Source organism: Pedobacter sp. BG31 (assembly GCF_042464845.1).
Lineage (GTDB): Bacteria > Bacteroidota > Bacteroidia > Sphingobacteriales > Sphingobacteriaceae > Pedobacter > Pedobacter suwonensis.
On the sequence record NZ_JBHNZK010000001.1, the window covers coordinates 128,216 to 146,570 of the forward strand.

An 18,355-nucleotide genomic window follows, 5' to 3' on the forward strand; every position below is an offset into this window, starting at 1 on the left:
GAGCGCTTTAACGCACTTTGCACCATGCGCTCTGCTATTTATAACTTCTTTGTGCAACTTTAATATTTTCAAACTTCAGTTCTTCTTTGTGAAGTTCGAAGTTTACACCTTCCTTAAATTCCCAGGCGGCTACGTAAGCGTAATTTACGTCATCACGTAATGCTTCACCTTCCTCTGTTTGGTACTCTTCGCGGAAGTGGCCACCACAACTTTCATTGCGGTTTAAGGCATCAATACACATCAACTCACCCAGTTCGATAAAATCAGCTACGCGGCCTGCTTTTTCAAGTTCAGGATTAAGCTCATTAACTGCACCAGGCACACGAACATCACTCCAGAATTCAGCACGTAATGCCCTGATTTCCTCAATGGCTTCTTTTAAGCCTTTCTCGTTACGTGCCATACCGCATTTCTCCCACATAATGTGGCCTAAACGCTTGTGAAAATGGTCTACAGACTTAGTTCCTTTAATGTTGATCAGCTTATTTAAGATGCCTACTGCCCTTTCTTCTGCCTCTACAAATGCCGGATGATCAGTCGGGATAGCTTTGGTAGAAATTTCTTTTGATAAATAAGCACCTATAGTGTAAGGTAAAACGAAATAACCATCGGCTAAACCTTGCATTAAAGCAGATGCACCTAAACGGTTGGCTCCATGATCAGAGAAATTAGCCTCTCCGGTGCAATATAAGCCTGGTACCGATGTCATTAGGTTATAATCAACCCATAAACCACCCATGGTATAGTGAACTGCCGGATAAATACGCATCGGCGTTTCGTAAGGATTTTCACCAGTAATTTGCGCATACATATCAAACAGGTTACCATATTTTTCCTTAATTACCGCTGTACCTAAACGCATGCAGGTCTCTTTATCCGGATTGTGGTTACCCGCCTTAGCCGCTTCGATTCTTCCATAACGCTCTGTATTGGCTTTAAAGTCTAAATAAACAGCTAATTTAGAAGCACCAACACCATAACCTGCATCGCAACGCTCTTTCGCTGCACGAGAGGCCACATCACGGGGAACCAGGTTACCAAAAGCAGGATAACGGCGTTCTAAGTAATAATCTCTTTCATCCTCAGGAATTTCTGAGGCTTTACGGTTGTCATCTTTCTTTTTAGGAACCCAGATACGTCCGTCGTTACGCAACGATTCAGACATCAGGGTTAATTTAGATTGATGATCGCCAGAAACGGGTATACAGGTTGGGTGAATCTGCGTGTAGCAAGGGTTTGCAAAATAAGCACCTTGCTTATGTGCTTTCCAGGCTGCAGTCACATTACTTCCCATTGCATTGGTAGAAAGGTAGAATACGTTACCATAACCACCTGTTCCTAATACAACGGCGTGACCGAAGTGACGTTCGATTTCTCCAGTAATTAAGTTACGGGCAATGATACCACGTGCTTTGCCATCAATTTTAACCACCTCAAGCATCTCGTGGCGGGTATACATCTCTACTTTACCCATACCAATCTGGCGTTCTAAGGCAGAATATGCACCCAATAATAACTGTTGACCAGTTTGGCCAGCAGCATAGAAAGTACGCTGAACCTGTGTACCACCAAATGAACGGTTGTCTAACAAACCTCCATACTCGCGGGCTAAAGGCACACCTTGTGCCACACATTGATCTATAATATTGGCACTTACTTCTGCCAAACGATGCACATTGGCCTCGCGGGCGCGATAATCACCTCCTTTAATCGTATCGTAGAAAAGTCGATAAACACTATCACCATCATTCTGATAGTTTTTTGCTGCGTTGATCCCCCCCTGAGCAGCAATAGAATGTGCTCTCCGTGGTGAATCCTGAAAACAAAAACATTTAACCTTGTAACCCATTTCAGCCAAAGTAGCCGCTGCTGAAGCACCTGCTAAACCTGAACCAACAATGATTACTTCAATAGTTCTTTTGTTCGATGGGTTAACCAAAGGCACAGAAGACTTATATTTTGTCCATTTACTGGCTAATTCGCCTTCCGGAATATTTGAATTAATATCTGACATATATCTTTTGTGCTAAAACTTAATCAATTAAATGTGTGTAAACTGCAATTGGCATTAATGCGAATACGATCGAAATAATTATGGCATACCATACACCAACACGTTTAATAATTCCATTATATTTTGAATGGTTCCATCCCATTGTTTGGAATGCGGATGCAAAACCATGTAATAAGTGGTAACAGAGAGAAATCATTAACAAAACGTAAGCAACAACTCTAACCGGATCCTGAAACTTCTCTTTCATTACTGCATATAAATCTTCATTGCCGTTGGCATCAACGGTCGGAATTCCTGTAAAACGGGAAACCACCCAAAAATCCTTCAGGTGAATAACAAGAAAAATTAACAGTAAAGTCCCCAACAAGCCCATTGACCGACTGTACCACTTGCTGTTTGCACTACCATTATAAACTGCGTAACCTTCAGGCCTTGCTTTCTTATTTTGGATAGTTAGGTTAACTGCCTGGTAAATGTGCACAAGTAAACCTAAAAACAATATGTACTCGCCTGCTCTAATGATCCAGTTGGTAGCCATAAAATGTGCTCCAATATTAAATTTCAAACCATTATCGTCAAGAAATATTAACGAATTAATACCAGCGTGTACAATTAAAAAAAGTATCAGGAATATCCCTGTAATACCCATTACGTATTTTCTTCCTATTGAAGAAGAAAGTGCATTTCCGAAACCACTCATTTGATTAGGATTTATATCTAAATTTCCTGCAAAAATATCTAATTATGAGTTTAATTTATAAACGATTATGACAAAATAGCGATAAAACATTTATTTAGAAACATTCTAAAGCATATTCGTAATTAATCGAAAGAATATATGCTTATTTAGCGTTTCGATTTTAATATCGGTTAAATGTAGTGGCCTGTTCAAAGGTTTTCAGAACATTGAGCGATCAGAATAACATCAGGTTGCCTGGCTGATACGTTACTGCTATCGAAATAAATGCCCAATTTATTACCAGTTTTTAGCGTTGCGTAATTAATAACGCTTGAATGTTAAATCTGACAAAAAAAACTCCTGATAATTAAGCCAATATCTTGGATAAATGATCAAACATAATTGAATTAAACTTCGTCTTGAAACTAATTTTTTCGTTATATTACTTCACCAATTGATCAATATGAAAAAAAAGCGATACTTACTTATTTTATTCGCCTGCTTCTATTATAGCTGTGATCCTGCTCCTGCTATTTTTAATTTCGAAACCAAAAATTTCGGCCCCAATGCGGTGATCTCGGTCAAAAGTTCAGAAAACGGCGAAACCTTGAAAGTCGAAAATATTACCAATGGAAATCAAACGTTCAGGATTAACATGCCCAAAACAGGTTACGCCATATTGAGTACATATGACGACGGCCATGATGAAGAATATTACTTTTATCTGGATAAGGGGAATTATAAGGGGGTTCTTGACGGAAAAAATGCCGCGACTTACCGGTTTAAAATCTTACCGACTAAAGAAGGTGAAGAAATAACCAGCTTTTACAAACAAAAAGCAGAAATAAACAGAAACCTGCTGGATAGCTTGGCACTCGCAGAGCGTGAATTCAACCTCGCTACCCCTGATAATATTGCAGAAAAGGCGGAAAAGGCTGATATATGGAGAGCAAAAAAAATTAGTTCAGAACTGAATAATATTGAAATTTTTGCCAAAAATTATCCTAAATCCGACGTTACTATATTTTTACTAGACAGATTTGGAAGAGCAGGTTCTGAAGCTAAAAAATACCTGTCGATTTTTAAAGGTTTGGATAAGGAGGTACAGGAAAGCAAAAGAGGCAAAAAACTGCTTTCAGAAATTATGCAGGCCAACCAAATGATGGCCGGAAATAAAATGCCCCACATCGAAGGCGAAACACCTGATGGGAAAAAGTTTAATTTGAGCGTATTGAAAAAAGTTAACCTAATTATCTGCTGGGTTTCCTATAGTGGAAAAAACAGAAAAAACAACCAGATATTGGCTCATCTTTACGAAAAATATAAGGATCAGAACGTAGAGTTCATTGGTGTATCGTTCGATAAGAATAAAGATAGCTGGAAAAAAGTAATTAAAGCCGATAAACTGCCCTGGCCGCAATATTCAGACCTTTTGGGGGAGAAATCACCTAACGCAAAAAACTTAAGTAATTATAGCGCAACATATTTCTTTTTGGCAGATAGAAATGGCATAGTGCTCAGCAATAATGACCTCTCACTTGATTTTGTGGACAGTGAAATAGGCAAACATTTAGCCAATCAATAATAACGCAAACCTGGCTCATAAAAAAAGTCCCGATTTACATCGGGACTTTTTACGATTTATGTATTCGAGTTTTCTTAAGCTACTTTAACATTTACCGCATTTAGGCCTTTTCTACCTTCTTCTACATCGTAGTTTACGGTATCATTCTCGCGAATGTTATCGATTAAGCCTGAAGCATGAACAAAAATTTCGGCATCGCCATTAGATGGAATGATAAATCCGAAACCTTTAGTTTCATTAAAAAATTTTACTGTTCCTTGTTGCATTATATTGTATTTTAATTTACACCAAAGATAGGCTTAAATACCCATAATAAATTTTTTATTTTTTATTATGTTAAAATCTATAAATATATTGACTATTTGCCCTTTAGAGCCTATTCATTAAAGTATTTTGGCCCACGATTTACCGAGTGTTGTTTACGTTTTAGAAATAAAACACCTTCAGAACGACCGTCAACTTTGGTTTTTCTGCCTAAAACGCGTACAGATTGACCATAAAAATAGCTTCATAATCTGCTGTACCTTATCTATGAATAGGTGGAAAATCAGCTAAAAACAAGACTTTTGCTTTGATCATAATTCACCGTCACATTCTCGGAAATCTTTACAACCAATGTTTCGTATTCTTTGGAGCTATAGCTCATGATCAGCAAGTCATCAACAATCTCATGTAAAACAAGTTCCGGACTGGTATAGGTAATGAACACAACATGCGCTGCTTTATTTCGCAGATCTGAAGTATAAATATGTAGCTCAGCATAATCAAAAATGACTGGACGATTTTCAAGGTCACTTAAAACAGGCATTTTACACTCCAGAGCTGCAATGCTGTTCATCACCGCGTACTGAAGCTTCTGATTTAGTGCAATGGCCTTTTTATTGGCTTGCTGCATCTCAGAAAAGGTATGCAGGTGTTGATCTAAACTATATATGGCTGATCTTTTTTGAAATTCTTTATAAGTATCATGAAATATCCGCCTTTCAAAATCCGTTCTGCACATGAAATTGAAATATTGTTTTACGCTGAGGTTAATATTAGCTAAAGCCATAATATTCAGTTTTTTGTTGATTCTAATGTGGAACTATAAAAATTAATCAATCTCCCTAAGGGCTGGTAAACAATCGATGATAACGAAGCTATATCTTGATTATGAAAAACGGATGAATATTGATTTATGTATCAGGAACAAGCCTGAGTAGCTAAGATTTAAGATTTTTTAACAGTTATCGTATATTGGACATAAAACAATATACCACGTGAACTCAATTTAAAAAAAACTGTTTAACAGGCTGGCAGGTTATTATTATAAAAACATGTGTAACTAAAACAATTACAATATGGAAACGAGAAACAACCATGCTTTAATCCAAACCTTACTGGATTGTGCGCTAGCTTGTGAACATTGTGCATCATCTTGCTTGAAAGAAGAAGATATCAACATGATGATCGACTGTATTAAACTAGATCGGGATTGTGCGGATATCTGTACCCAGGCGGCCAGATTATTGCAGAGAGATTCGATTATAGGACGTCAATATTTACTGTTGTGTGAAGAAATATGCAGACTTTGCGCAGCTGAATGTAGCAAGCACGATCATGAACACTGCAGGCAGTGTGCAGTGGCATGCGAAGAATGCGCAGATGCCTGCCATGCCAACCACGAAACAATCAATCAGGATTAAAATAAAAAAGGCTTTCCAAATCAAATTGGGAAGCCTTTTAACTATTTATTACAACTAATTACTGTGCAGGAAAACTGTAGTTATATGAACCTTGCTCGCTCACACCAGAAATGCTTACCATATTATTTCTGCCTAAAGGCAATGCTTTTTGAACATCAGCCACAGAATTTACAGGTTGTCCGTTTACTTTGGTGATAATTAAACCTTTTTCTACTCCAATATTATCGAAAGCTTTACCGGTAGTAACCGATGTTACAACCACACCGCTGTTGATTCCATATTTCGCTTTTTGTGCCTGAGTAGCCGGAGCGAAAGTTGCACCTAGTTTAGAAACTTCCATGCCTTTGCCAGCCGTATTCTTAGCCGTAAGGCCAACGCTTGCTTCTCCTTTTAGCGTTACGGTGTAATCTTTAAGCGCACCATCTCGCAATACGGTTAACTTAACTTTATCTCCAGGATTTAAACGGCCTACCCTTTCCTGAAGATCAGGTGAATCGTTAATCACTACTCCGTCAACTTTTTTAATTACGTCACCTGCTTTAATGCCCGCTGCAGCAGCACCGCCTCCGGCAACTACATCACTCACATATAAACCACTTATTTCATTGGTTCTGATACCTTCAGGCTTTTCTTCACCACTTAATGGCACAAAGTTAACGCCAATATAACCACGTTTAACAGAACCATATTTCATAAAATCGTCTACAATTTTGCGGGCCAGGTTAACCGGAATAGCAAACCCATATCCCTGGTTATATCCGCTCTGTGATGCGATTGCCGAGTTAATCCCCACCAATTCGCCATTGGCATTTACAAGTGCACCACCGCTGTTACCAGGGTTAATGGCAGCATCTGTTTGAATAAATGATTCAATACTGGTATTAGCCGGACGATCTGGTCTTTTGCCGGTACGTTGGTATTCGCGATATTCCTCTTCTGTAATTTCATTACCTTGTTGCTCACGGCCGATTATACCGATGCTACGGTTTTTCGCACTTACAATACCCGCTGTGACCGTGGTATTTAAATCTAACGGGAAACCAACCGCTAATACCCACTCTCCAACTTGTACATTATCTGAATTACCCATCTTTACAACAGGCAAACCAGTCGCATTTACCTTGATTAATGCTAAATCCGTATTGGGGTCGCGGCCAATTATTTTTGCTTCTACCTTACGCCTGTCTGTTAAAACCACTTCAACCTTCTCTGCATTTTCTACCACATGGTTATTGGTTACGATATAACCATCCTGACTGATGATTACACCGGAACCTGATGCTGCTCTAGGCATACGCTGCATCTGACGGCCACCGCCACCAAAGAAATCTTCCATCATGTCAAAAGGAGAAGAACTTCTGCCACCACCACTCTGTGCTGCGTAAGTTGTTTTAATATGCACTACACCCGGTGCCACTGCCGCTGCCGCCTGGGTGAAATCTGCAGTACCTGCTGATGACACTTTTAGTGGGTTATTGGCAAAATACAAATTCTGTTTATCAGTAATTGTACTGCCTGTCTGGTTACGCTCAAATAGCTTATAACCTCCGATTGCTGCTGCCCCACCTATAAAAGCAGCTAACACGGTAATTCCTAATATTTTTTTCATGTTTATGTATGTTTTTTAATGGTCATGATTTATTATAAACTAATTTGCTAGCTAATGGTTTAGCTCATAATATTCATTTATTAAAGTATGTTTGCAGGAGCGTTTTAATTTTGATTTAAGCAGAGTGCTCCAGCAGTTCTCATCTGCTTAAATTTTGTTGAGTAAGTTTGTTCAAATTTAATACCATATAAACGATATTTGTATCATCAAAGCACTTAGTTTTGTGTTAAAAAATGTTAAATCAAAAAACACAAATCATTAACTGGCTTTTCGCATCTCAAATATTGCACTAGAAAATGAAGCTTTCATGAAAATTAATTTCTTTAAATACCAGGGCGCAGGCAACGATTTTATTTTAATAGACCACACCAACGAACAATTAAAAGACATTGACAACCAATTAGTTGAACAGCTATGCCATAGGAGATTTGGCATTGGCGCCGATGGATTAATGTTTATTACAAAACATGAGGATTATGATTTCGAAATGCATTATTTCAATGCAGATGGTAAACCTGGAAGCATGTGCGGCAATGGTGGCAGATGCATTGTGGCCTTTGCCAAACAACTCGGCATCATTGATCGGGAAACAAACTTTTTGGCAGTTGATGGCCCACATTATGCCAGAATTTCAGAAAACGGAGAATGGATCGATCTACAAATGATTGATGTAGATACCATTACAAAAGATAATGAAGCCTACGTACTAAACACTGGTTCGCCTCATTACGTTGCACTGAGAAGTAATTTAAAAGATTTTGATGTTTTTAGCGAGGGAAAAAATATACGCTATAATTCAACCTATGTAGAAAAAGGCATTAATGTAAACTTTGTTGAAGACAAAGGCGATCATTTATTTGTCCGCACTTATGAGCGTGGTGTTGAAGATGAAACCTATGCTTGTGGTACCGGCGTTACGGCGGTTGCCATGGCCATGGCCAAACATAAAAACCAAACCGGTCATATCAAAACTGACATTAAGGTTTTGGGGGGCGACATTAAAATAGAGTTCGATTACGATGGTAAAGTATTTACCAATGTATTTTTATGTGGACCAGCCAAATTGGTTTTCGAGGGAGAAGTGGGCTAGTGCGTTTGCTCAACGATCAATTTTCAGAAACTTAACGTATTTAGTAACGATCGAGCATTTAGTGTAAAATATACACCTATGCCATTTTCTGTTTAGTAAAACAAACAGGACCAATCAAAAAAATAAGATTATTTTAAGCGATTTAACAGCTTTTAACAATTGTCTCAAGTTATTTACAAGCGTCATTTTAGAATACAAAACACGATTAAAATACTGATAAACAATATTTTAATTACACATAAGACGTATCTAACCCCGAAAATAAATCAATCGATTGATTAAATGACAGAATTTGGACAGATATATTTTTGCTTAGGCGCTATTTTTGGAAAATAATTCCGGAAATCGAAGTCATAATTTTTGGCGACGCTCTTAATTCCCGGAAATTCAAATTTATACACACACAGAAATAGTCCATGAGAAAAGTTACAACTCTCTTTTTTAGCATGAGCATTGGTATGCTTTTAGCATCTTGCGGAAACAATGATGATGCGAAAAAAGCAGCTGCTGCTGCGGCAGCTGGTCCACAAGCCTATCCGGTTTTTACCGTAAATACACAAAATACCACTTTAGATTCTGATTATCCGGCAACCATTGAAGGTATCCAAAATATCGACATCCGCCCAAAAGTTGATGGCTTTATTGAAAAGATTTTTGTTGACGAGGGTGCCGTGGTCAAAAAAGGCCAGTTACTTTTCACCATTAATGCGCCTCAGTACGAACAACAGGTACGCACAGCAAGAGCGGCCATCAGTAGTGCAGAGGCAGACGTTAATGCGGCCCAGTTAACCGTAAACAAAACCAGGCCATTGGTAGAAAAAGACATCATTAGCAAATACGATCTTGATGCTGCCCAATTAACATTGCAAAGCAGAAAAGCAGCATTGGCACAGGCAAAGGCTGAACTGGTAAATGCACAGGTTAACTTAGGCTATACCTCTGTTAAAAGCCCTGTTGATGGTGTAGTTGGCAGTATTCCTTTCAGAAATGGAAGTTTAGTAAGCAGTACCAGTACACAGCCTTTAACAACAGTTTCCAATATATCAAAGGTTTATGCTTACTTCTCTTTAAACGAGAAACAACTACTTGATTTTTCCAGAACCTATAAAGGAAATACTTTGGCCCAGCAAATGAAAAACATCCCAGCAGTAAGTCTGGTACTTGCAGATGGTACAGTTTACGCCCAAAACGGTAAAATCGAATCCATTAACGGACAGATTAATACCAGCACGGGTTCTGCAAGTTTAAGGGCCACTTTCCCTAACCCTACGTCATTATTAAAAAATGGCGCCAGCGCATCTGTAAGGGTTCCGCAGCACATTGAGAATGCCATTCTAATTCCTCAAAAATCAACAATCGATTTACAGGGTAAAAAGTTCGTTTATGTTTTAGGTGATTCTGCTAAAGTAATTAACACCGAAATTGAGATTATGGATTTGGCCAAAGGAAAGTTCTATGTAGTAACCAAAGGCCTTAAAAGCGGAGATAAAATTGTTTTGGAGGGCTTCCAATCGTTAAAAGACGGAACAAAAATCAAACCAGAAGAAAAAAGTGCCGATTCAGTTTATGCTGAGATCAAGAAATAACAATATCATGTTGCTTATCACACTTTCATAGTGTAATCAATATTAATTATGTTTAAGAAATTTATAGAAAGACCGGTTTTATCAACGGTTATATCCATCATCATCGTTATACTCGGTGTTTTAGGTTTAGCTACGTTACCGGTTTCACAATACCCGGAAATTGCCCCACCAACGGTGCAGGTTTCTACATCATACCAGGGTGCCAATGCCGATGTGGTGATGAATAGTGTGGTTGTTCCACTGGAAGAGCAGATAAACGGTGTGGAAGACATGACCTACATGACTTCAAGCGCCAGTAACGATGGTACCGCAACCATTACAGTAAACTTTAAATTAGGTACCAATCCCGATCTGGCAGCAGTTAACGTACAGAACAGGGTTGCACGCGCGACCAGTTTATTACCTGCAGAGGTAACCAAGTCGGGTGTGATTACAGCGAAAAGACAAGCGAGTAACGTATTGATATTTGGTTTGTATAGCGACGATCCTTCCTACGATCAGAAGTTTTTGCAGAATTATGCCAATATCAACATCATTCCACAGATCAAAAGGATCAATGGTGTTGGTGATGCGAGTGCGTTTGGAACGCTGGATTATACCATGCGAATCTGGTTAAAGCCCGATGTGATGGCCACTTACGGCCTGGTGCCAAACGACGTTAGCGTTGCCCTTGCCGATCAGAACGTGGAGGCTGCCCCGGGTCAGTTTGGAGAGCTTGGTAATCAGGCATTTCAGTACACCTTAAAATATACAGGCAGGTTAAAAGATGAAGCGCAGTTTGGCAATATCATTATCCGCACAACTGATAATGGCCAGATTCTTCGATTAAAAGACATTGCAAGGATTGAGTTAGGTGCGCAAAGTTATGCCAGTTCGGTTAAATTCAACGGAAAGCAGGCATTGGGTATCGCCATCAACCAAACGGCGGGTTCCAACGCAAAAGAAGTAATCGAGAATTCTATTAAAACGCTTGATGAAGCGCAAAAATCCTTTCCAAAGGGGGTACACTACTCCACATTGGTTAACGTTAACGACTTTTTGGATGCGTCGATTGAAAAAGTACTTCATACCTTAATTGAAGCATTTATTCTGGTATTCCTGGTGGTGTTTATCTTCTTACAGGATTTCCGTTCAACCTTAATTCCGGCAATTAGTGTACCAGTGGCAATTATCGGAACGTTCTTTTTCCTGAGTCTATTCGGATTTACCATCAACCTGCTCACCTTATTTGCCTTGGTATTGGCAATTGGTATTGTGGTAGATGATGCGATTGTGGTAGTGGAAGCTGTACACGCCAAACTGGATGAAGGTTATACTGATGCCAAAAAAGCAACTATTGATGCCATGGACGACATTAGCGGAGCAATTATATCGATTACTCTGGTAATGGCTGCCGTGTTTATCCCGGTGAGTTTTATCTCCGGATCATCAGGCGTATTTTATAAACAATTTGGTTTAACACTGGCGATTTCGATTATTTTGTCGGCCATTAACGCCTTAACATTAAGTCCGGCATTATGTGCTTTATTCTTAAAACCGCATAAAGAAGAACACAAAAAATCTAAAAACTTTTTACAGCGTTTCTACGATGCTTTCAATACCTCTTTCGATGCCGTAACCGGAAAATATAAAAAATCGGTAAGTTTTCTTTCCAGAAAAAAATGGATCGTCGGTTTGGCCATTGCCTTTTTCGTTGGACTACTGGTTTGGACAATGAATACTACACCCAAAGGTTTCGTGCCGAATGAGGATTTGGGAACCATTATGAGTGATATTTCCTTACCGGCAGGAACTTCGCAGGAAGAAACCAGTGTGATCATTACCAAGATTGATAGTATTGCGCACCAGATACCAGAAATTAAAAATACGTTAAGGATTGTTGGCCGAAGCATGATCAGTGGTTCAGGCAGTTCATACGGTATGGTAATTTCGCGTTTAACTCCATGGGATGAACGTAAAGGCCGTGATGTAAAAGCAATTATTGGAGAACTTTTTGCAAAAACAGCAGGCATTAAAGGGGCTAAAATTATTTTCTTTGCGCCGCCAACTATTCAGGGTTTCGGTACCAGTGGTGGTTTTGAGTTCCAGTTACAGGATAAAACTGGTGGAGATATCAAAAAATTCAACGAAATTGGAAATGGATTTTTAGCAGCGTTGAGTAAACGTCCTGAAATCCAATATGCTTCCACTTCTTTTAACCCAAATTTCCCGCAATATCAGATTGATGTAAATGTGGCAAAGGTTAAACAGGCAGGCCTGAATGTTAGTGATGTATTGGGTGTAATGCAAGGCTATTATGGTGGTGTTTATGCCTCAAATTTCAACAAATTTGGTAAACAGTTTAGGGTAATGTATCAGGCCGACGCGCAGTACCGTGCAAATGAGCAAACTTTAACCCGCATTTTCGTTAGAACCTCTTCGGGGCAAATGGCTCCGGTATCGGAGTTTATAACGTTATCCAAAGTATATGGACCACAAGCCATTTCGCGTTTCAACTTGTTTACTTCAATATCGGTAACGGGTAATCCAAATGCCGGCTACAGTTCAGGTGATGCATTAAAAGCTGTTCAGGAAGAGGCAGCCAAAAACCTTCCGGCAGGTTACGGTTACGAATTCTCGGGTTTATCACGTGAGGAGATGGCAGGCGGAAGCCAGACGGTTTTTATCTTTTTACTTTGTGTAATCTTTGTTTATTTCTTACTCGCAGCACAATACGAAAGTTATATTTTACCGTTAGCGGTTTTATTCTCTCTACCAGTTGGTTTAGCAGGTGTATTCGTTTTCGATAAAATCTTCAGTGTAGATAATAACATTTATACGCAGATTACGCTGATTATGCTTGTGGGGCTTTTAGCCAAAAATGCGATTTTGATTGTAGAATATGCAGTAGATAGAAGAAGAAAAGGCATGAGCATTGCCAATGCCGCAATTGATGGTGCAACAGCACGTTTACGCCCTATTTTAATGACCTCTTTCGCTTTCATTCTTGGTTTATTGCCGCTGATGTTATCATCAGGTGTTGGTGCAGCAGGTAACACCTCAATTGGTACCGGAGCGGTAGGCGGTATGTTAATCGGAACTATATTTGGTATTTTCGTTATTCCCGCCCTGTTTATCGTCTTTCAATCATTACAAGAGCGAATCAGCAATAAATCGCCTTTTAACGAGGGCATTGACCATGAACAAACGCAAGAAGAATACGAATTGGCTACTGCGAACAGTAAACATTAATAGTAAGAAAATGAATTTTAGATATAAACATTCCCTTTTAATCGGTTTAGCCATCGTTGCCCTGAGTGCTTGCGTAACTAAAAAATACGAGCGCCCTCAGTTAAAAAGCGAGGGTTTGTACCGGGATAATAACACAACGGATACCACTACAATGGCCGACCTGCAATGGCGAACATTGTTTTCGGATACGACCTTACAGTCGCTGATCCAACAAGGCATAAATGAAAATTTAGACTTGAAACAGGCCATTGAGCGGATCAAAATTGCCGAGGCTACCCTGATCCAAAGTCGTGGGGCATTACTACCAAGCTTACAGGCTGATGTAAATGTAACTGATAATAAACAATCGCAAGCCTCTTTGAACTTTCCTCCCGGGATAAATATTAACTTGGAAACCCAAACCTATAAGGCACAGCTGAGCACCAGTTGGGAAGCCGATATATGGGGAAAATTAACAAGTGCAAAACGTGGCGCATATGCAACTCTGTTACAAACCGATGCGGCAAAAAGAGCTGTACAAACACAGTTAATTGCTACTATTGCCAATAACTATTATACTTTATTGGCACTTGATAAACAATTGGCCATTACTGAACAAACCATTAAAGTGAGAGCTCAGGATGTGGAGACCATGAAAGAGCTGAAACAAGGCGCAGTAGTAAATGGTGCGGCGGTTGTGCAAAGTGAAGCCAATCTGTATGCTGCACAGGTAACTTTGCCTGATTTAAAAAGGAGCATTAAAGAGGCTGAAAATGCATTAAGTGTACTGGTAGGAAAAGCACCGGATGCGATTAACCGAACCACCTTAGATCAGCAGACCCCTTATGCCAATTTACAGACAGGTGTTTCAGCACAGTTATTAAAAAACCGTCCGGATGTGATCGCTGCAGAATTTGGTTTTAGATCAGCGTTTGAAAACACCAACGTTGCTAAGGCCTACTTTTACCCTGCTTTAACCATAACTGCAGCCGGTGGATTATCCAGTTTACAATTACAGGATTTTTTCAGCAAATCTATCTTTTATAATTTAGTGGGCGGTTTAACTCAGCCAATTTTTGCCAGGGGAGCAAACAAAGCCCGCCTAAAAACCGCTCAAGCCAATCAGCAGATTGCTTTTTACAACTTTCAACAAACACTGTTAACCGGTGGCCAGGAAGTATCAAATGCCTTGTATGCTTACCAGACTGCTGCTGAGAAAGAAGAAACAAGAACGAAACAAATTGCCTCTTTAACAAAAGCAGTAGATTTTACCAAAGAGTTACTACGCTACAGCTCGGCAACAAATTATACTGATGTGTTAACTTCAGAACAAAGTTTATTAACAGCTCAATTAAATGGGATTAACGATCGATTACAAAAACTGCAATCAGTGGTAAATCTGTACCGTGCATTGGGCGGTGGCTGGAAATAAATAATCATTAAAAAGTAAATCAAAGGCATTCTGAATTACAGGATGCCTTTTTTTGTGGTTAAATAAAGAGGTAATTTTCATCCTGAGGGATTATTTATTGTATAAAAATCAATATGAATGACAGGTAAATTTTAAGTAGATAGTGTCCATCGAGAAATCGTCATTCCCAACCTGATTGGGAACCACGAAGTGCTCATGAATGCCGCTATATAAAAGCAAACACTGATGAATAATCTTAAAACGTTCGCATTATGATTCCCGCATGCGCGGGAATGACGACCTTACAAGTAAATTCTGTCAATGGTAGCGCAGCGAAGAATCTTAAAAAATAAGATATCTCCTTTGCGGGATCAGAAAATTAAACTACTGCATTACAGTCCCTTTTCAATGTAGCTTAAAATTCAGTATATTTTTATCCCCAAAATGGTCCGGTTTTTTTGATGTAAACGCAAAATATTGTAAGTTTAAATTTTTTTAAGCGCTTAGCTTAGAAAAATTTTTAAACCAATCAATGTTACGTGTAGATAGCGCTAAAGCCTGTAAAGTGGTGTACTCATTGTGCAAACATGAGTATTTGGGCTATTTAATTGAACCACATGTAGTTCAGCTAAATCCACAGGGAGATTTTTCTTTTACTTATCAACGAATTTTCACACATACCGCGGAAGAATTTAATGCCTGTTTAAGTGACATTGATTATAAGCTGATCAGGATTTTGGATGATATTGAGCAGGATTCGCTGATTAAAAAATATTATAAAAAATTAATCAGGCCTACTGAGTTCTTTACCAAAATTTTCGACGATAAGTTTTATGAAAACGTCCGTCCTAAAATTGAAAAGAAACTTGCCGAGGTTTTAGAAATCTTAAAGGTAAAAAATGAACTTTATATAATGGACAAAGATGGCTGGCCTGTAGAGCGTAAAATCGAACTTGCCAACGAGCCTGCATCTATCCTTTTTCATTTCCGGAGGAACGAAACAGAAACCCGTTATTTTCCGACCATCAAATATCAGAACCTGCGCATCGAATTCATGTTTAAAGAAGCGCAGATTATCAGCAATAAACCTGCCTGGTTATTGCTAAACGATGTGTTATACTTTTTCGACCAGGATATCGAAGGCAAAAAATTACAGCCCTTTTTAAACAAACGCTTTATTGCGATACCCAAAACAACCGAAGCTACATATTTCGAAAAATTTGTTGCACCCCTGATCGAAAAACACCACGTATATGCGGAAGGTTTCGAAATCAGGACCGAACAATTTGAAGCTATACCAGTGATTAAGGTATTATATGTTGATGGTGGTCTTTCTCAGATTCAGCTATACTTCAAATATGGAGAATATACTTTTCCGGTAGAAAATGCACATAAAGTTACCGTACGTTTAGAAAAAACGGCTGATAACTATATTTTCCACCGCATTAAACGTTCTGCAGACTGGGAGAAAAAGCAGTTTAACCTACTTCTCTCATTAGGACTAAAGAAAACAAGTTCTTTATTCAGTAATCTGGAAGTAGCTTCTGCTGAAGAAAACCCGAGTTATGCCGCAATAAACTGGGTAAATGAGCATATTGAAATCTTAGAGGCATCGGGTTTTGAAATTGAACAGGCTACCGGGCAGAAAAAATTTGTACTTGGTGCCAGTAAAATCGACCTGGAGGTTAAAGAAGGGAATGACTGGTTCGATATCCATGCCGTGGTTTGGTTCGGTAAATACCAGATCCCTTTCCTATCGTTAAAACAGCATATTTTACATAAAAAACGTGAGTTTTTACTGCCTGATGGAGAGGTAGCCATTATTCCTGACAAATGGTTTACACAATACGGCAGTTTGTTCAGTCTTGCAGAAGCCGGACAAACGCTTAAATTAAAGAAACACCATATTAGTTTAATCAATGACCTGGCAGAAGATAGTTTGGCAAATGTGACCCTCGAACGCAAGCTCCAAAGGTTATCAGACTTTGAAGATATTGCCGACACACAGATGCCGGTAAATTTTAAAGGCAGTTTGCGCGATTACCAGAAAGCCGGCTATAACTGGTTCAGCTTTTTACGCGAATACAACTTTGGTGGATGTTTGGCCGATGACATGGGATTGGGTAAAACCATCCAAACACTGGCCATGCTGCAAAAAGTGAAAGAAGAGGATCAATTGCTTGAAACGCAGACTACCTCGCTCATTATCATGCCCACTTCCTTAATTTATAACTGGTTAACAGAGGCTAAAAAATTTACACCAAAGCTCAAAATACTGGCGCATACAGGCACCAATCGCAATAAAGATGTAGCCAATTTTGCAAATTACGATATTATCATTACTACCTATGGTGTAACCAGGGTAGATATAGACGAATTGAAAAATTTCTATTTCAATTATATTATTCTGGATGAGAGTCAGAATATCAAAAACCCAGCTTCAAAATCGTTCAAGGCGGTTAGGAGCTTAAAGTCGAAACACAAACTGATTCTGAGTGGTACTCCGGTAGAAAATTCGGTAAGTGATTTATGGTCTCAATTAACTTTTCTAAACCCTGGTTTATTGGGTACGCAGGCATTTTTTTACGAAGAATATGTGCAGGCAATAGAAAAGAAAAAAGACGAAGAAAAAGCGCGTAAGCTGCAATCTATTATCAAACCTTTTGTGCTGCGCAGAACAAAAGAACAGGTAGCGGCAGAATTACCACCTAAAACAGAGCAGGTAATTTACTGCGACATGAGCGAAGACCAGGCCGCCTATTACGAAAAAACCAAATCGGCCTACCGTAACGATTTATTGCAAAGTATGGATGATGGAACCTTCGCGCAGAAACAGGTTCAGCTTTTACAGGGATTAACGGCTTTGCGCCAGTTGGCCAACCACCCTGTAATGATTGATGGTGAGTACATATCCGATTCGGGCAAATTTGAAAATGTAATCCATACTTTGGATAATGTACTTAAGGGGGGGCATAAGGTTTTGGTTTTTTCACAATTCGTAAAACACCTGGATATTTTCAAAAAACATTTTGAAGCTGAACATATCCCTTTTGCTTATTTAGATGGCTCAACCCGTAACCGTGGGGAGATCGTTTCTGAATTTCAGCAAAATTCGGACCTGAAGGTTTTCTTAATCTCCATCAAAGCTGGTGGTGTTGGTCTAAACCTAACCCAAGCCGATTATGTTTTCATCCTCGATCCATGGTGGAATCCGGCGGTAGAACAGCAGGCTATTGACAGAACGCACCGTATTGGCCAGGATAAAAAGGTTTTCATTTATAAATTTATTGCAAAAGACACGGTTGAAGAGAAAATCCTGGCTTTACAGAACCGCAAAAAATCTTTAGCCAATTCATTGATTACCACAGAAGAAAGTTTCTTTAAATCGCTGAGCAAAGAGGATATCAGGGATATTTTGAATTAATAGAAAGTATTTACAATCATTGATTAATATAATCCATATGAGTAAGTTGAATTTTGAAGGTA

12 protein-coding genes are annotated in these 18,355 nt (G+C 39.0%); 7 read left to right on the plus strand and 5 right to left on the minus strand.

Going from position 1 to position 18,355, the window contains the following annotated elements; translation table 11 throughout:
* Positions 1-34: 34 nt before the first annotated feature.
* Together ACFE6N_RS00610 and ACFE6N_RS00615 are read right to left on the minus strand one after the other, a co-directional pair.
* Complete coding sequence (locus tag ACFE6N_RS00610; RefSeq protein WP_378932730.1) at positions 35-2,014, minus strand: fumarate reductase/succinate dehydrogenase flavoprotein subunit; 1,980 nt, start codon at positions 2,012-2,014, stop codon at positions 35-37.
* Between the two features lie 19 nt (positions 2,015-2,033).
* Positions 2,034-2,714, minus strand: a complete 681-nt coding sequence (locus ACFE6N_RS00615; protein WP_090984595.1) for a succinate dehydrogenase cytochrome b subunit — start codon at positions 2,712-2,714, stop codon at positions 2,034-2,036.
* 442 nt (positions 2,715-3,156) lie between these two features.
* On the opposite strand from ACFE6N_RS00615, the gene ACFE6N_RS00620 reads away from it, so the two are divergent.
* Positions 3,157-4,278, plus strand: a complete 1,122-nt coding sequence (locus tag ACFE6N_RS00620) for a TlpA family protein disulfide reductase (protein ID WP_378932733.1) — start codon at positions 3,157-3,159, stop codon at positions 4,276-4,278.
* Positions 4,279-4,352: 74 nt separating this feature from the next.
* Here ACFE6N_RS00620 and ACFE6N_RS00625 read toward each other — a convergent pair whose 3' ends face one another.
* Together ACFE6N_RS00625 and ACFE6N_RS00630 are read right to left on the minus strand one after the other, a co-directional pair.
* Positions 4,353-4,544, minus strand: coding sequence for a cold-shock protein (locus ACFE6N_RS00625; protein WP_090984599.1), 192 nt, complete (start codon positions 4,542-4,544; stop codon positions 4,353-4,355).
* A gap of 281 nt (positions 4,545-4,825) precedes the next feature.
* The gene (locus ACFE6N_RS00630; protein WP_378932735.1) at positions 4,826-5,329 is read right to left on the minus strand and encodes a hypothetical protein; all 504 of its coding nucleotides are present in this window, start codon (positions 5,327-5,329) and stop codon (positions 4,826-4,828) included.
* 289 nt (positions 5,330-5,618) lie between these two features.
* On the opposite strand from ACFE6N_RS00630, the gene ACFE6N_RS00635 reads away from it, so the two are divergent.
* The gene (locus ACFE6N_RS00635; RefSeq protein ID WP_378932737.1) at positions 5,619-5,963 is read left to right on the plus strand and encodes a four-helix bundle copper-binding protein; all 345 of its coding nucleotides are present in this window, start codon (positions 5,619-5,621) and stop codon (positions 5,961-5,963) included.
* 58 nt (positions 5,964-6,021) lie between these two features.
* Here the strand turns inward: ACFE6N_RS00635 and ACFE6N_RS00640 are convergent, their stop codons facing one another.
* Positions 6,022-7,572, minus strand: a complete 1,551-nt coding sequence (locus ACFE6N_RS00640) for a trypsin-like peptidase domain-containing protein (protein WP_378932740.1) — start codon at positions 7,570-7,572, stop codon at positions 6,022-6,024.
* 307 nt (positions 7,573-7,879) lie between these two features.
* Here ACFE6N_RS00640 and dapF point away from each other — a divergent pair, with 307 nt between their 5' ends.
* The 5 genes from dapF (at position 7,880) to ACFE6N_RS00665 (ending at position 18,293) form a co-directional block, all read left to right on the plus strand.
* A complete protein-coding gene (dapF, locus tag ACFE6N_RS00645) occupies positions 7,880-8,662 on the plus strand; it encodes a diaminopimelate epimerase (RefSeq protein WP_378932742.1) in 783 nt (260 codons plus the stop codon).
* Positions 8,663-9,078: 416 nt separating this feature from the next.
* On the plus strand, positions 9,079-10,248 hold the full coding sequence (locus ACFE6N_RS00650; RefSeq protein WP_145857614.1) for an efflux RND transporter periplasmic adaptor subunit: 1,170 nt from the start codon (positions 9,079-9,081) through the stop codon (positions 10,246-10,248).
* Between the two features lie 48 nt (positions 10,249-10,296).
* Entirely contained in the window at positions 10,297-13,479 is a 3,183-nt protein-coding gene (locus ACFE6N_RS00655) for an efflux RND transporter permease subunit (protein WP_378932745.1), read from the plus strand.
* A gap of 10 nt (positions 13,480-13,489) precedes the next feature.
* Positions 13,490-14,890: an efflux transporter outer membrane subunit gene (locus tag ACFE6N_RS00660; RefSeq protein ID WP_378932747.1), complete on the plus strand. Its 1,401-nt coding sequence runs from the start codon at positions 13,490-13,492 to the stop codon at positions 14,888-14,890.
* A gap of 511 nt (positions 14,891-15,401) precedes the next feature.
* Positions 15,402-18,293, plus strand: a complete 2,892-nt coding sequence (locus tag ACFE6N_RS00665) for a DEAD/DEAH box helicase (protein WP_378932749.1) — start codon at positions 15,402-15,404, stop codon at positions 18,291-18,293.
* Positions 18,294-18,355: the final 62 nt, after the last annotated feature.

Excerpts from the sequence above, each read along its gene's own strand:
- ACFE6N_RS00610 (WP_378932730.1), bottom strand. The coding sequence starts at position 2,014 with ATGTCAGATATTAATTCAAATATTCCGGAAGGCGAATTAGCCAGTAAA.
- ACFE6N_RS00615 (WP_090984595.1), bottom strand. The coding sequence starts at position 2,714 with ATGAGTGGTTTCGGAAATGCACTTTCTTCTTCAATAGGAAGAAAATAC.
- ACFE6N_RS00620 (WP_378932733.1), top strand. The coding sequence starts at position 3,157 with ATGAAAAAAAAGCGATACTTACTTATTTTATTCGCCTGCTTCTATTAT.
- ACFE6N_RS00625 (WP_090984599.1), bottom strand. The coding sequence starts at position 4,544 with ATGCAACAAGGAACAGTAAAATTTTTTAATGAAACTAAAGGTTTCGGA.
- ACFE6N_RS00630 (WP_378932735.1), bottom strand. The coding sequence starts at position 5,329 with ATGGCTTTAGCTAATATTAACCTCAGCGTAAAACAATATTTCAATTTC.
- ACFE6N_RS00635 (WP_378932737.1), top strand. The coding sequence starts at position 5,619 with ATGGAAACGAGAAACAACCATGCTTTAATCCAAACCTTACTGGATTGT.
- ACFE6N_RS00640 (WP_378932740.1), bottom strand. The coding sequence starts at position 7,572 with ATGAAAAAAATATTAGGAATTACCGTGTTAGCTGCTTTTATAGGTGGG.
- dapF (WP_378932742.1), top strand. The coding sequence starts at position 7,880 with ATGAAAATTAATTTCTTTAAATACCAGGGCGCAGGCAACGATTTTATT.
- ACFE6N_RS00650 (WP_145857614.1), top strand. The coding sequence starts at position 9,079 with ATGAGAAAAGTTACAACTCTCTTTTTTAGCATGAGCATTGGTATGCTT.
- ACFE6N_RS00655 (WP_378932745.1), top strand. The coding sequence starts at position 10,297 with ATGTTTAAGAAATTTATAGAAAGACCGGTTTTATCAACGGTTATATCC.
- ACFE6N_RS00660 (WP_378932747.1), top strand. The coding sequence starts at position 13,490 with ATGAATTTTAGATATAAACATTCCCTTTTAATCGGTTTAGCCATCGTT.
- ACFE6N_RS00665 (WP_378932749.1), top strand. The coding sequence starts at position 15,402 with ATGTTACGTGTAGATAGCGCTAAAGCCTGTAAAGTGGTGTACTCATTG.